This window comes from Isoptericola nanjingensis (genome assembly GCF_050311635.1).
Classification (GTDB): domain Bacteria; phylum Actinomycetota; class Actinomycetes; order Actinomycetales; family Cellulomonadaceae; genus Isoptericola; species Isoptericola nanjingensis.
Window position 1 is genome coordinate 321,605 of record NZ_JBNOZL010000008.1, and the last position, 13,029, is coordinate 334,633.

9 protein-coding genes are annotated in these 13,029 nt (G+C 72.8%); 7 read left to right on the forward strand and 2 right to left on the reverse strand.

Features of this window, described 5'->3' with window-relative positions; genetic code table 11:
• Positions 1-4: 4 nt before the first annotated feature.
• The 7 genes from ACQP6G_RS17765 (at position 5) to ACQP6G_RS17795 (ending at position 11,987) form a co-directional block, all read left to right on the forward strand.
• The gene (locus tag ACQP6G_RS17765) at positions 5-3,907 is read left to right on the forward strand and encodes an alpha-L-arabinofuranosidase C-terminal domain-containing protein (protein WP_429766244.1); all 3,903 of its coding nucleotides are present in this window, start codon (positions 5-7) and stop codon (positions 3,905-3,907) included.
• 147 nt (positions 3,908-4,054) lie between these two features.
• Positions 4,055-5,071, forward strand: coding sequence for a LacI family DNA-binding transcriptional regulator (locus tag ACQP6G_RS17770; RefSeq protein ID WP_429766246.1), 1,017 nt, complete (start codon positions 4,055-4,057; stop codon positions 5,069-5,071).
• A gap of 187 nt (positions 5,072-5,258) precedes the next feature.
• Entirely contained in the window at positions 5,259-6,926 is a 1,668-nt protein-coding gene (locus ACQP6G_RS17775; RefSeq protein ID WP_429766248.1) for a glycoside hydrolase family 13 protein, read from the forward strand.
• A gap of 86 nt (positions 6,927-7,012) precedes the next feature.
• Positions 7,013-8,407, forward strand: coding sequence for an extracellular solute-binding protein (locus ACQP6G_RS17780; RefSeq protein WP_429766250.1), 1,395 nt, complete (start codon positions 7,013-7,015; stop codon positions 8,405-8,407).
• 2 nt (positions 8,408-8,409) lie between these two features.
• Positions 8,410-9,375: a carbohydrate ABC transporter permease gene (locus ACQP6G_RS17785; protein WP_429766252.1), complete on the forward strand. Its 966-nt coding sequence runs from the start codon at positions 8,410-8,412 to the stop codon at positions 9,373-9,375.
• Complete coding sequence (locus ACQP6G_RS17790) at positions 9,372-10,319, forward strand: carbohydrate ABC transporter permease (protein WP_429766253.1); 948 nt, start codon at positions 9,372-9,374, stop codon at positions 10,317-10,319. The genes ACQP6G_RS17785 and ACQP6G_RS17790 overlap by 4 nt, the downstream gene beginning before the upstream one ends.
• Positions 10,320-10,418: 99 nt before the next feature.
• Positions 10,419-11,987, forward strand: coding sequence for a helix-turn-helix domain-containing protein (locus ACQP6G_RS17795; protein ID WP_429766255.1), 1,569 nt, complete (start codon positions 10,419-10,421; stop codon positions 11,985-11,987).
• A gap of 106 nt (positions 11,988-12,093) precedes the next feature.
• Here ACQP6G_RS17795 and ACQP6G_RS17800 read toward each other — a convergent pair whose 3' ends face one another.
• Together ACQP6G_RS17800 and ACQP6G_RS17805 are read right to left on the reverse strand one after the other, a co-directional pair.
• Positions 12,094-12,381: a hypothetical protein gene (locus ACQP6G_RS17800; protein ID WP_429766257.1), complete on the reverse strand. Its 288-nt coding sequence runs from the start codon at positions 12,379-12,381 to the stop codon at positions 12,094-12,096.
• Positions 12,378-12,935, reverse strand: a complete 558-nt coding sequence (locus ACQP6G_RS17805) for a DUF6529 family protein (RefSeq protein ID WP_429766259.1) — start codon at positions 12,933-12,935, stop codon at positions 12,378-12,380. Before ACQP6G_RS17805 ends, ACQP6G_RS17800 begins: the two co-directional genes overlap by 4 nt.
• Positions 12,936-13,029: the final 94 nt, after the last annotated feature.

Consider the following 13,029-nt stretch of genomic DNA (forward strand, 5'->3'; position numbering starts at 1 on the left):
AACGATGCACATCCCATCGAGGCAGCACGGGCCCCGATGGTCGCGGCCCCTGGCGGCCGCGGCCCTCGCCCTCGTGCTGCCCGCCACGGCGGCTGCGGCCGTCCCGCCGCGGGCGGCCCCCGCCCTGCAGTCGACGGCCACGTCAGCGGCGGGCGACGGCTTCGGCGCCTACGTCTTCCCCTACTTCGCCGGCGAGCAGGACGGCGGCGAGAAGATCTACCTGGCCGTCAGCGAGGCCGACGACCCCACCGCGTGGACCACGCTGAACGGCGGTGAGCCCGTCCTCGAGTCCACCCTCGGCACGCAGGGGCTGCGCGACCCGTTCCTCACCCGCAACCCCGAGACCGGCAGGTACTACCTGCTCGCCACCGACCTGAAGATCGCGGGCGGCGGGAACTTCGGCGACGCCCAGGAGACCGGCAGCCGGTCGATGATGGTCTGGTCGTCGGACGACCTGATCCACTGGTCCGACCAGCAGGAGGTCGAGGTCGCGCCGCCGGGCGCCGGCAACCTCTGGGCCCCCGAGGCGACCTGGGACGCCGAGGCCGGACAGTTCGTCGTCTACTGGGCGTCCGCCCTGTACCCGGACGACGTCGCCCCCGAGGACCGCGACATCGCGACGTCGTACCAGCGGATGCTGTCCGCCACGACGCCCGACTTCTCCGTGGGCAGCTTCTCCGAGCCGCAGGTGTGGATCGACGAGGAGCGCGGCGCGGGCCGCGGCATGATCGACTCGACCGTGGCGGTCGAGGACGGCACCTACTACCGGTTCACCAAGGACGAGGCGGACATGACCGTCCGCGAGGAGTCCTCCGACGACCTGGCCCGCACGCAGGGCGTGACCGACGGCGACGGGTGGGACCTGGTCGCGGAGCACGTGGGCGTCGGCGAGCCCAACCCGTGGGGCGGCGAGTTCACCGCGGGGGAGGGGCCCACGGTCTTCCCGTCCCTGACCGACGACTCCTGGTTCATGATGATCGACCAACCGTCGTACCACGGCGGCCAGGGGTACATGCTGTTCCGCACCGACGACCTGGCGAGCGGGGACTGGACCTCGGTGCCCGACGCCGAGCTGCCGAGCCACCCGCGGCACGGCACGGTGCTGCCGATCACGACGGCGGAGCAGCAGGCGCTGCTCGAGGCGTACCCGGAGGGCGAGCCGGAGGTCGTCGAGCAGCAGCTCACCATCGACTCCGCCGGCGAGCGCACCGAGATGAGCGACGACCTGTACGGCGTGTTCTACGAGGACATCAACTACGCCGCCGACGGCGGCCTGTACGCCGAGCTGGTGCGCAACCGGTCGTTCGAGTTCGCCACGGAGGACAACGCGGGCTTCACCGGCCTGACGGGCTGGGAGCAGACCGGCGGCGGCGACGTCGCCGTCGAGTCCGCGCGCGGCGAGTGGCTCAACGACAGCAACCGGCACTACCTCACGGTCACGTCCGACGGCACGACCGGCGTCTCGAACTCCTCGTACAACGAGGGCGTCGCGCTGAGCGAGGGGGCGTCGTACGACTTCTCCGTCTGGGCGCGCAGCGACGTCGCGCAGGACCTCACGGCGACCCTCGTCTCCGCCGACGGCGCCACGACGTACGGGACGGCGACGGTCGCGGTCGACGGCTCCGACGAGTGGGCGCGGTACACGGCGACGGTGACGGCGTCCGCGACGACGAACGCCGCGCGCCTGCGGGTCGCCTCGGGCGCCGCGAGCACGCTGCGCCTCGACATGGTGTCCCTGTTCCCCCAGGACACGTGGGTGGGGCCGGTCAACGGCAGGAGCACGCTGCGCAAGGACCTCGCGGAGAAGGTCGCGGCGCTCGACCCGAGCTTCCTGCGGTTCCCCGGCGGCTGCGTCACCAACGTGGGCACCTTCGACTCCTACCTCGAGTCCGACGGCCAGGACCGGCAGCGGACGTACCAGTGGAAGGAGACCATCGGCCCGGTCGAGGAGCGCCCCACCAACTGGAACTTCTGGGGATACAACCAGTCGTACGGCATCGGCTACCTCGAGTACCTCGAGTTCGCCGAGGACCTCGGCGCGTTCGCGCTGCCCGTCGTGTCGGTGGGCGCCAACGGCTGCGGGTCGCGCATCCCGGAGATGACCGACGACCAGCGCCCGCGCTGGATCCAGGACACGCTCGACCTCATCGAGTTCGCCACGGGCTCCACCGACACCGAGTGGGGCGCGAAGCGCGCCGAGCTGGGGCACCCGGAGCCGTTCGACCTGCCGTACATCGGCCTGGGCAACGAGGAGAACACGCCGAAGTTCCAGGAGAACTTCCCGGCGTTCCGCGACGCCATCGAGGCGGAGTTCCCGGACATCACGGTGATCTCCAACTCCGGGCCCGACGACGCGGGCACCCGCTTCGACGAGCTCTGGGATTTCAACCGCGAGCAGGGCGTGGCGATGGTCGACGAGCACTACTACAACGACCCGTCGTGGTTCCTCACGAACGACGCCCGGTACGACACGTACGACCGGGGCGGCCCGCACGTCTTCCTCGGCGAGTACGCGTCGAAGGGGAACACGTTCGGCAACGCGCTGGCGGAGGCGGCCTACATGACGGGGCTGGAGCGCAACGCCGACGTCGTCGAGCTGGCCTCCTACGCGCCGATGTTCGCCAACGAGGACTACGTGCAGTGGTCGCCGGACATGATGTGGTTCGACAACGACGAGTCGTGGGGCTCGGTGAACTACTACACCCAGCAGATGTTCATGACGAACGCCGGCGACCAGGTGGTCCCGTCGGAGCTCGGCGACGGTCCGGACGTCGTCCCGCCGGACGTCGACGGCGGCGTCTTCCTGTCGACCTGGCTCACGCAGGCGCAGTACGACGACGTGCGGGTCACCGACAACGCGACCGGCGACGTCCTGTTCTCCGACGGCTTCGACGACGCGTCGCGGTGGGAGGCGCAGCGCGGCGACTGGTCCGTGACCGACGGCGCGTACGTGCAGTCCGACGCGGGCGTCGAGGACGCGCGCAGCGTGGTCGCCGGGGCCTACGACGAGGACTGGCACGACTACACGATGGAGGTGACGGCCCGGAAGACCGGCGGCGCCGAGGGCTTCCTCGTCGGGTTCGGCGCGAGCGCGAGCGACGACTTCTACTGGTGGAACGTCGGCGGGTGGGGCAACACCCGGTCCGTGCTGGAGCGGGCCGACGGCGCGCGCCAGGGCGAGGTCGCCGCGGCGGAGTCGTTCACGCCGCTGGAGAACGGTCGTGACTACCGGATCAAGGTCGTCGTCGAGGGACGCACCATCGAGCTCTACCTCGACGGGGAGCTGCAGCTCACGTACACCGAGCCGGTGACGAAGTCGCTGTTCCAGGTCGTGACCCACGACGAGGAGACCGGCGGGCTCGTGGCCAAGGTGGTCAACGTCGGCGACGCCGTGGCGCGCACCGACGTCGAGGTGACGGGCGGCTTCGAGCCGGCCACGACCGCGACCGTCACCGAGATGACGGCCGACCCGTCGGCGACCAACACCAAGACCCGGCCCGAGCGCGTGGTGCCCGTGGACCGGACGTTCGAGGGGGCGGGGACGTCGTTCACCTACGACTTCCCGGCGCACTCCATCACGTTCCTGCGGCTCGCCGAGGCGGAGGCGCCCCAGGTGCCCGCGTGGGACGCCGGCACGACCTACACCGCGGGCGAGCTCGTCACGCACGACGGCTCCGTGTGGGAGGCGGCCTGGTGGACCCGCGACCAGGCGCCGGGCGAGTCCGACTGGGGCCCGTGGCAGGAGGTCGCCGAGACCGCCGACGGGACCGCTGTGTGGACGCCGTCGCGGATCTTCGACGCCGGTGACGTCGTCGAGCACCAGGGCAGGGTCTACACCGCGAGGTGGTGGACCAGGAACCAGGAGCCCGGCGACCGCCACGGTCCCTGGCGGTCCGCGAACGGCTGACGGGCCGACACCGACGCCCCGGGCGGCGCGTTGTCAGGGCCATGTGCAGGGAGACCCGCGCGTGGCCCTGACAACTCCCGGAGGACCGATGCGCAAACGCCGCAAGAAGCGCAAGCCGCTTGCGTGGTCGCGTGTACAGTCGAGGACATGTCGAGACGACTGGCCGACGTGGCCGCGAAGGTGGGGGTCAGCGAGGCGACGGTCAGCCGCGTGCTCAACGGCAAGCCGGGGGTGTCGCAGGCGACCCGGGACGCCGTGCTCACGGCGCTGGACGTGCTGGGCTACGAGCGGCCCACCAAGCTGCGCGGCGACCGGCCGCGCCTGGTGGGCCTGGTGCTGCCGGAGCTGGCGAACCCGATCTTCCCCGCCTTCGCGGAGGTGGTGGGCGGGGCGCTGGCGCAGCAGGGGTACACGCCCGTGCTGTGCACGCGCACCGCGGGCGGCATCTCCGAGGCCGAGTACATCGACCTGCTGCTGGGTCAGCAGGTGTCGGGGGTCATCTTCGCGGGCGGCTTCTACGCGGAGCGCGACGCCGACCACGCGCACTACGAGCGGCTCCAGGCGCTGAACCTGCCGGTGGTGCTCATCAACGCGTCCATCGAGAGCCTCGACTTCCCGCACGTCTCGTGCGACGACCTGATCGCCACGCACCAGGCGCTGGAGCACCTGGTGTCCATGGGGCACACGCGCATCGGGCTGCTGCTGGGCCCGCGCGACCACGTGCCGTCGGAGCGCAAGCTCGCGGCGGCGCGCGGCTTCGCGCAGCGGCACGGCGTCGAGCTCCCCGACGAGCTCGTGGTGCACAGCCAGTACTCCCTCGAGAGCGGGCAGGCCTCGACGGGCCGCCTGCTCGACGCCGGCGCGACGGCGATCCTGTGCGCGTCGGACCCGCTCGCGCTCGGTGCCGTGCGTGCCGTGCGGCGGGCCGGGCTCGAGGTGCCGCGCGACGTGTCGGTGGTCGGCTACGACGACTCCGCGCTGATGAACTCCACGGATCCGGCGCTCACGACCGTCCGGCAGCCGATCGACGCGATGGGCCGCGCGGCGGTCGACATCCTGGCCAGCATGATCGCGGGCGCCACCGTGTCGCGCGACGAGCTGCTCTTCGAGCCGGAGCTCGTCGTGCGCCGGTCGACGGCGGCGGCCCCGCGCGCCGCGGGCTGACACCCGCGCCGCCTCCCTCTCGACGGCCGGCCGGGCGACTCGTGTCGCCCTGCCGGCCGTTCCTGTGCGCGCGTCTGTTCGGTGTTGATGTCGCGGTTCGATAACGCTGCTGTCAAGTTCTTGCGCACTATGCGTCACCTCATTACTGTCCTGCTCATCGACGCGACGACGCGGAAGGAGCTCATCGGTGAGCAAGGGGCAGGACGCCGAGTGGTGGCGCAGCGCGGTGATCTACCAGGTCTACCCGCGCTCGTTCGCCGACGGGAACGGCGACGGCACGGGCGACCTCGCCGGGGTGCGGCAGCACCTCGGGTACCTGCGGGACCTCGGGGTCGACGCGATCTGGTTCACCCCCTGGTACGTGTCGCCGCTGGCGGACGGGGGGTACGACGTCGCGGACTACCGCGCGATCGACCCGCAGTTCGGCACGCTCGCCGAGGCGGAGGCGCTCATCGCGGAGGCCCGCGAGCTCGGCATCCGCACGATCGTCGACGTCGTGCCCAACCACGTCTCCGCCGAGCACCCGTGGTTCCGCGACGCGCTGGCCGCCGGTCCCGGGTCGCCGGAGCGCGAGCGGTTCTGGTTCCGGCCCGGCCGGGGGGAGGGCGGCGAGGAGCTGCCCACCCGCTGGGTCTCCGACTTCCAGGGCACCACCTGGACCCGCACGACCGACCCGGACGGCACCCCCGGCGAGTGGTACCTGCACCTGTTCGCGCCGTCGCAGCCGGACCTCAACTGGGACCACCCCGACGTGCGCCGCGAGCACGAGGAGATCCTGCGCTTCTGGTTCGACCGCGGCGCCGCCGGCATCCGCATCGACTCCGCCGCGCTGCTCGTCAAGGACCCGGCGCTGCCCGAGGTCCCGGAGCACCCGGGGCCGGGGGAGCACCCGCACGTCGACCGCGACGAGCTGCACGACGTCTACCGGGCCTGGCGGGCGGTGGCCGACTCCTACGACGAGCCGCGCGTGCTGGTCGGCGAGGTGTGGCTGCCGGACACGGACCGCTTCACGCGGTTCCTGCGCCCCGACGAGATGCACACGGCGTTCAACTTCGACTTCATGGCTCGCCCGTGGGACGCCAAGGCGCTGCGCGAGTCGATCACGACGACGCTCGACGCGCACGCTCCCGTCGGCGCGCCGGCCACCTGGGTGCTGTCCAACCACGACGTCACCCGGCCGGTGACCCGCTACGGACGCGCGGACTCGTCGTTCGCGTTCGCGGCCAAGCGCTTCGGCACCCCGACGGACCTCGACCTCGGGCGCCGCCGGGCCCGCGCCGCGGCACTGCTCGTCGCCGCCCTGCCGGGCGCCCTGTACGTCTACCAGGGCGACGAGCTGGGCCTCCCCGAGGTCGAGGACCTGCCGCGCGAGCTCATCCAGGACCCGATGCACGACCGCTCCGGCGGCATCGACCCCGGCCGCGACGGCTGCCGCGTGCCGCTGCCCTGGACGCGCGGCGGCAGCTCGTTCGGCTTCGGCCCCGACGGCGGCGCTCCGCCCTGGCTGCCGCAGCCGGCGGCGTGGGGCGGACTGTCGGTCGAGGCGCAGGACGCGGACCCGGCGTCGACGCTCGCCCTGTACCGCCGGGCGCTCGCGGCCCGCCGCACCGAGCCCGCGCTGCACGACCGCCGCCTGCGCTGGCTCGACGCCGTCGGCGACGTCCCGGTCGGCGACGACGTCCTCGCGTTCGCCCGCGGCGGCGTACCCGGAACCCCCGGGCTGGTGTGCGTCGTCAACCTCGGGCCCGAGCCCGTCCCGCTGCCGGCCGACGCCGACGTCGTGCTGCACAGCGCCGACCCCCGCGAGCCGCTCGCGCGGATCGCCACCGACGTCGCGGTCTGGCTCCGCCCGTGAGCCGGCCCGCCTGAACCCCTCCTGCCCGCACCGACCAGCTGCACCACCGCGATTCCTTCGACGGTGACATCGACAAGGGAGTGACGATGAAGTCCACACGAAAGCCGGCCGCGCTCGCCCTGGTGGGCGCGCTCACGGCGGGCGCCCTCGCGGCGTGCTCCGGCGGGGGCGACCCGCAGGACGAGAGCACGAACTCGGCGGGGCAGGTCACCCTCTCGGTGGTCTCCCTGCTGCCCGGGTCCACCGAGGAGGCGGTCGCCGCCTTCGAGGACCAGGTCGCGGAGTTCGAGAAGGCGAACCCCGACATCGACGTCCAGCCCGAGGAGTACGAGTGGAAGGCGACGACGTTCGCCGCCCAGCTCGCGGGCGGCACGCTGCCCGACGTCTTCGAGATCCCGTTCACCGACGCCCAGGGACTGGTGGAGAACGGCCAGCTCGCCGACATGGACGCCCAGTTCCGGGCCCTGCCGTACGCCGAGCAGTTCAACCCGACGATCCTCGAGGCCGGCACGGGCGAGGACGGCCACGTGTACGCGATCCCGGCGAAGAACGCCTACCCGGTCGCCCTGCACTACAACCGCCAGCTCTTCGAGTCGGCCGGCCTCGACCCCGACAGCCCTCCGACCACCTGGGAGCAGGTGCGCGAGTACGCGAAGAAGATCGCCGACGCCAACCCGGGCGTCGCCGGCTACGCCACGATGACCCAGAACAACACGGGCGGCTGGCAGCTCACGGCGCAGACCGTCGCGCGCGGCGGCCGCACCGTCGAGACCGACGCGGACCAGAAGGCCACGGCGACCCTCGACAACCCGGGCACCCAGGAGACGCTCCAGTTCCTCCACGACCTGCGGTGGGAGGACGAGTCGATGGGCGGCAACTTCCTGCTCGACTGGGGCAGCATCAACCAGGAGTTCGCGGCGGGCCAGGTGGGCATGTTCACCTCGGGCTCGGACATCTACACCTCGCTGGTGCAGACCAACGCGGTCGACCCGGACACCTACGGCCTCGCGCCGATCCCGCTGTCCGACGCCCCCGAGTCGGCCACGCTCACCGGCGGCACCCTCGCGGGGGTCCCGGCGAACGTCGACGAGGGCGTCAAGGACGCCGCGATCAAGTGGATCGACTTCTTCTACCTGAACAAGCTGGTCGACGATGACCGCGCCGTCGCCGACGCCGAGACCCTCGCCAAGAACGACCAGCCCGTGGGCACGCCCGTCCTGCCGATGTTCTCGAAGGAGCAGTACGAGCTGAACCAGGAGTGGATCGCGGACTACGTCAACGTGCCGCTCGACCAGATGACGGCGTTCACCGACGCGATGTTCGACCTGCCGCTGGCCGGCGAGCCGTCGCAGAAGACGCAGGAGGTGTACGCGCTGCTCGACCCGGTCGTGCAGGCGGTGCTCACGGACGAGGACGCGGACATCGACGCCCTGCTCGCCGACGCGAACACGCAGGCCCAGGCGCTGCTCGACCAGGGCTGACCGTGACCGTCACCACCTCTCCTCGCGGCGACGTCGCCGCACCCGCGCGGGCGGCCGGTGCCGGCCGCCCGCGCCGGGGCCCGGCCACCTGGCTGCGCGGGGGCGGGCTGCACAGCCTCGTCTGCCTGCTCCCGCTGCTGGTGATCTTCGGCGTCTTCTCGTGGTTCCCGATCGTGCGCGCCGTGATCATGAGCGTGCAGGAGACGAACCTCGTCACCGACCCGACGTTCGTCGGGCTGGACAACTTCCGGCACGTGCTGGCCGACCCTCTGCTGTGGAAGGCCGTGCAGAACACCCTGTACTTCGCGTTCCTGGCCCTGCTGTTCGGCTACCCCGTGCCGCTGGTCGCCGCGGTGCTCATGCGCGAGGTGCGCCGCGGCCGCGGCCTCTACTCGGCGCTCGCGTACCTGCCGGTCGTGGTGCCGCCCGTCGTCGCCGTCCTGCTGTGGAAGTTCTTCTACAAGGGCGGGCCGACCGGTGTGTTCAACACGATCCTCGGCTGGGTGGGCCTCGGCCCGTACCCGTGGCTGCAGGACGCGTCGTGGGCCATGCCGTCCCTCGTGCTCGCCGCGACCTGGGCCGGCGCCGGCGGCACCGTGATCATCTACCTCGCGGCCCTCACGAGCGTGCCCGCCGAGCTGTACGACGCCTCCGAGGTGGACGGCGCCGGGCTGTGGCGCAAGATCTGGCACGTCACGCTGCCGCAGCTGCGCGGGGTCCTGTTCATCACGCTGATCCTGCAGGTCATCGGTACGGCGCAGGTGTTCCTCGAGCCGTACCTGTTCACCGGGGGCGGGCCGAACAACGCCACCGTGACCGTGCTGCTGCTCATCTACCGGTACGCGTTCCAGAACAGCCTCGGCGGCGACTACGGCGCCGCGACCGCGCTGTCGCTCATGCTGGCGGCGGTCCTCGCGGTCTTCTCCGTCCTCTACTTCCGGCTCACCCGGTCCTGGAGCACGTCATGACGCTCTCGTCCACCGCACGTCCCGCCCCGGCGCGCGGCGCGCGCCGTCGCGCCACCCCGTCCGACGACGGCGACCGCGGCGCGCTGTCCGCGCCCGACTGGCGCCGTCCCGCGGTCCGCTGGGGGATGGGCGGCACGCACGTGCTGCTGCTCGTGCTGCTCGTCGTCGTCGGGCTCGGCCCGATGCTGCTGCTGGCGAAGTACGCCGTCACCCCGACGCAGGACATCCTGCGCACGCCCCTGGCCCTGTTCCCGCACGGCATCGCGTGGGAGAACCTCGAGCGGGCCTGGAACGACGTCCAGGTCAGCCGGTACTTCATGAACACGGTGTGGCTGGCGCTCGGGTCGTGGGCCGTGCAGCTCGTGGTCGCGACGACGGGCGGCTACGCGCTGTCGGTGCTGCGGCCGCGCTACGGGAAGGTGGTGCAGGCGCTCGTCCTGTCGACGATGTTCGTGCCCGCCGTCGTGCTGCTCGTGCCGCTGTACCTGACGATCCTCGACCCGCCGCTGCTGGGCCGGTCGCTGGTCGACAGCTTCTGGGCCGTGTGGCTCCCGGCCGGCGCGAGCGCGTTCAACGTGCTGCTGGTGCAGCGGTTCTTCGACAACCTGCCGCGCGAGGTCTTCGAGGCCGCGCGGGTCGACGGCGCCGGGCCGTACCGGCTGTTCTGGTCGATCGTGCTGCCGATGTCGAAGCCGATCCTCGGCGTCGTGTCGGTGTTCGCCGTCATCGCGGCCTGGAAGGACTTCCTGTGGCCGCTGCTGGTGCTCAAGGACCCGGAGATCCAGCCGCTGTCGGTGCGGCTGCCCGCGATCGAGGCGTCCACCGAGCTGGGCGTCTTCCTCGCGGCCCTGGCGATCTCGACCGTGCTCCCGGTGGCGATGTTCCTGGTCTTCCAGCGGCTGTTCCTGCGCGGCGCCGGGCTCGGGGGAGCGGTCAAGGGCTGACGGGTTCACCCGAGGTGTCGTTGACGCCTGGATCGTCCCAATGCTGGTATATGCGCAGATCTGACATGCGCGCAGATCAGCGACTCCCGGAGGAATGACGTGACCCAGCACGACCCGACGACCGACACCACGGGCCCCGCCCGCGCCACGGTGCGCTACCGCGGGCGGCACCTGCCGATGGTCGCGGTCGTCGTCGCCGCGACCATCGCGACCGCCCTGGCGTACAGCGGCATGGTGCTCTTCGGCCTGGAGGTGGCGGGGATGTCCCCGGCCGAGGCGTACGCCCTCGCCGGCTTCCTCGAGGTCAGCCTCGTCGCCGTCGCCCTCATGGCGCGCAACGCCGCCCTCGAGGGGCGGCCGTACGGCGTGCTCCTCACCCTGACGTGGATCCTGTCGGGCACGTCCGGCATGTTCGCGGCGCTGCACGAGATCGCCGTGCCGGACGCGAGCACGCCGTACATGGTCGCGTTCCGGTTCGTGCCGCCGCTGGTCGCCGCCCTCATGTGGCACCTGGCGCTGGTGGGCGAGCGCCACCTCGTCACGGGGCACACGCTCGACGAGCGCCGCCGCGAGCACCGCGTGCACCAGTACGTCACCGCCCTCGAGCTGTGGCGAGACGCGCGCCTCGACAGCACCGGGAACCACGCGGGCATGCGCAAGGTGCGGACGGCGCACAGCCGCCAGCGGGCCGCCCGCGACGCCGCGCTGAAGCTGCTCACGGTCGAGGACTTCGAGCGGCGCATGCAGGTCTGGGTGGAGCGGCTCGAGGCCGCCGAGCGGCACGGCAACCGCCTCGACCTCATCGGCGCGAGCTCCGTCGAGCGTGGCGTCGCCCGCGGTGCGGCCGCCACGGGCCCGCGCGCGCTGCCGGCGCCCGCCGCACCGGCGCCGGAGCTCGTCGCGCCGTCGCCGGCGGCCCTGCGACAGCCAGCCCCCGAGCCGGTCGTCACGACGACGGCGGTGGAGGGCGGCGCGTTCGCCGACGACGCGTTCGCCGACGACCTCCAGGCGGCGCTCACGGGCGCGACGCCCGTCGTCGACGCGGCCGGGCGCCGGGACGACGCGGTGGACGACGCGGTGGACGACGCGGTGGACGACGCGGTGGACGACGCGGTGGACGACGCGGTGGACGACGCGGTGGTGCAGGCCTGGTTCGACGACGTGGACGAGGACCTGGGGCCGGACCCGGCGGTCGAACCCGCCGTGCAGGGCCGTGGTGCCGAGGAGGGCGACGAGCCGGAGCCCCGGCCCGCCGACGTGGAGGTCGACAGCGGGCTCCCGGGCACGCGCGAGCCGCTGCCGGAGACGGGCCACACCCGCCGGGTCGAGGTGTTCGACCTGCTCCGGCAGGCGGACCCGGCGCTGGGCGGCGCGCTCGCCCAGCGGTCCGCGTTCCTCACGGCCCACGGCACCTCGCCGGACGGGGAGGCCGCGGAGGACACCGCGGTCGACGTCCCGGTCGAGCCCGCCGCGCCGCAGGCGCCCGCGGCCACGGCGGAGGAGCCCGCGGCCGCGACGGCGGACGAGCAGCCCGACGACCGGGGCGACCGCGACCGTCGGATCGTCGAGCTCGCCGACGACGGGCTCACGCACCGGGAGATCGCCGAGCGCTTCGACGTGTCGCGCGCGACGGTGAGCCGCATCGTGAGGCGGCACGCCACCGTCTGAGCCCTGTCGGGCGACGGTCAGCGCAGCGCGGCCAGCATCGCGCCGACGGTCGCGGCGGCCAGCGCGATCAGCACCAGCGTGGGCAGGCGCTGCCGGAACGGTCGCCTCATCCTCGCCCCCGGTCCGGACCGCTGCGGTCCTCGTCGTCGTCCTGCTCGTCGTCCTGCCGGTCCTCGTCGTCGTCACGCTCGTCGTCCTGCTGGTCCTCGAGCTCGTCCTGCTCCTCGTCGCGCTGGTCCTCGAGCTCCTCGCGCTCGCTTTCGGACGGCGGACCGGAGGCGGAGAACCAGGCGAAGCCGCCGACGCCGGCGAGCAGCGCGACGGCGAGGCCCTCGACGACGTCGCGTCGCGACGGTCCCGGACCGTCCGGGGCGGGAGCGGCGGGGCCCGTCACGCGATGCCCCCGGTGAGGTACCAGAGCGCGGAGGTGGACCAGACGAGGGCGAGGAGCGCCACCACCGAGCCGCCGAGCAGGGGCAGCACGACGGGCGGCAGGCCGCGCACGCGCAGGGCGAGCATCTTGACCGTGAACGCGCCGTAGAACAGGCAGCCGGCGACGGAGTGCACCAGCACCCGCGCGGGATCGTCCTCCAACCCGATCGACCAGACGCACGCGAAGGCGACCGGCAGCGTGAGGCCGAACGCGGCCACGCCGCTCCACCGGTGCAGCAGGCCGACCCAGCCCGGGGCCTCCCGGACGCCCGGCAGCCGGCCGTACATCGCCAGGGCGGAGACGAGCTGGACCAGGAGGAGCGAGACGGCGGCGGTGGACAGCCACGCCTTCATCGCCAGCATGTCGGTGAACCACAGGGTCAGCAGCGGGGCACCGTCGCCCGGGTGCGCGTCCGCGTACGCGCCGAGCGCGGCCGCCACGGCCACGCCGGCCACCGTCGCGGCGGCCAGGGCCCAGCGCCACGACGCGCGGGGGACCGCGGGGGACTCGCCCATGCGAGTCACAGTGCCCGGTCCGCCGGTTGTCGGCCACCGGACACGACGTTGCCCCCCCCGGCCGCCCTGAGGTCGGACAGGCGGTTGACACCAG

Bases quoted from the DNA above. Each gene is read 5' to 3' on its own strand.
- ACQP6G_RS17770 (WP_429766246.1), top strand. From the start codon at position 4,055: ATGTCGAGACGACTGGCCGACGTGGCCGCGAAGGTGGGGGTCAGCGAG.
- ACQP6G_RS17765 (WP_429766244.1), top strand. From the start codon at position 5: ATGCACATCCCATCGAGGCAGCACGGGCCCCGATGGTCGCGGCCCCTG.
- ACQP6G_RS17790 (WP_429766253.1), top strand. From the start codon at position 9,372: ATGACGCTCTCGTCCACCGCACGTCCCGCCCCGGCGCGCGGCGCGCGC.
- ACQP6G_RS17805 (WP_429766259.1), bottom strand. From the start codon at position 12,935: ATGGGCGAGTCCCCCGCGGTCCCCCGCGCGTCGTGGCGCTGGGCCCTG.
- ACQP6G_RS17780 (WP_429766250.1), top strand. From the start codon at position 7,013: ATGAAGTCCACACGAAAGCCGGCCGCGCTCGCCCTGGTGGGCGCGCTC.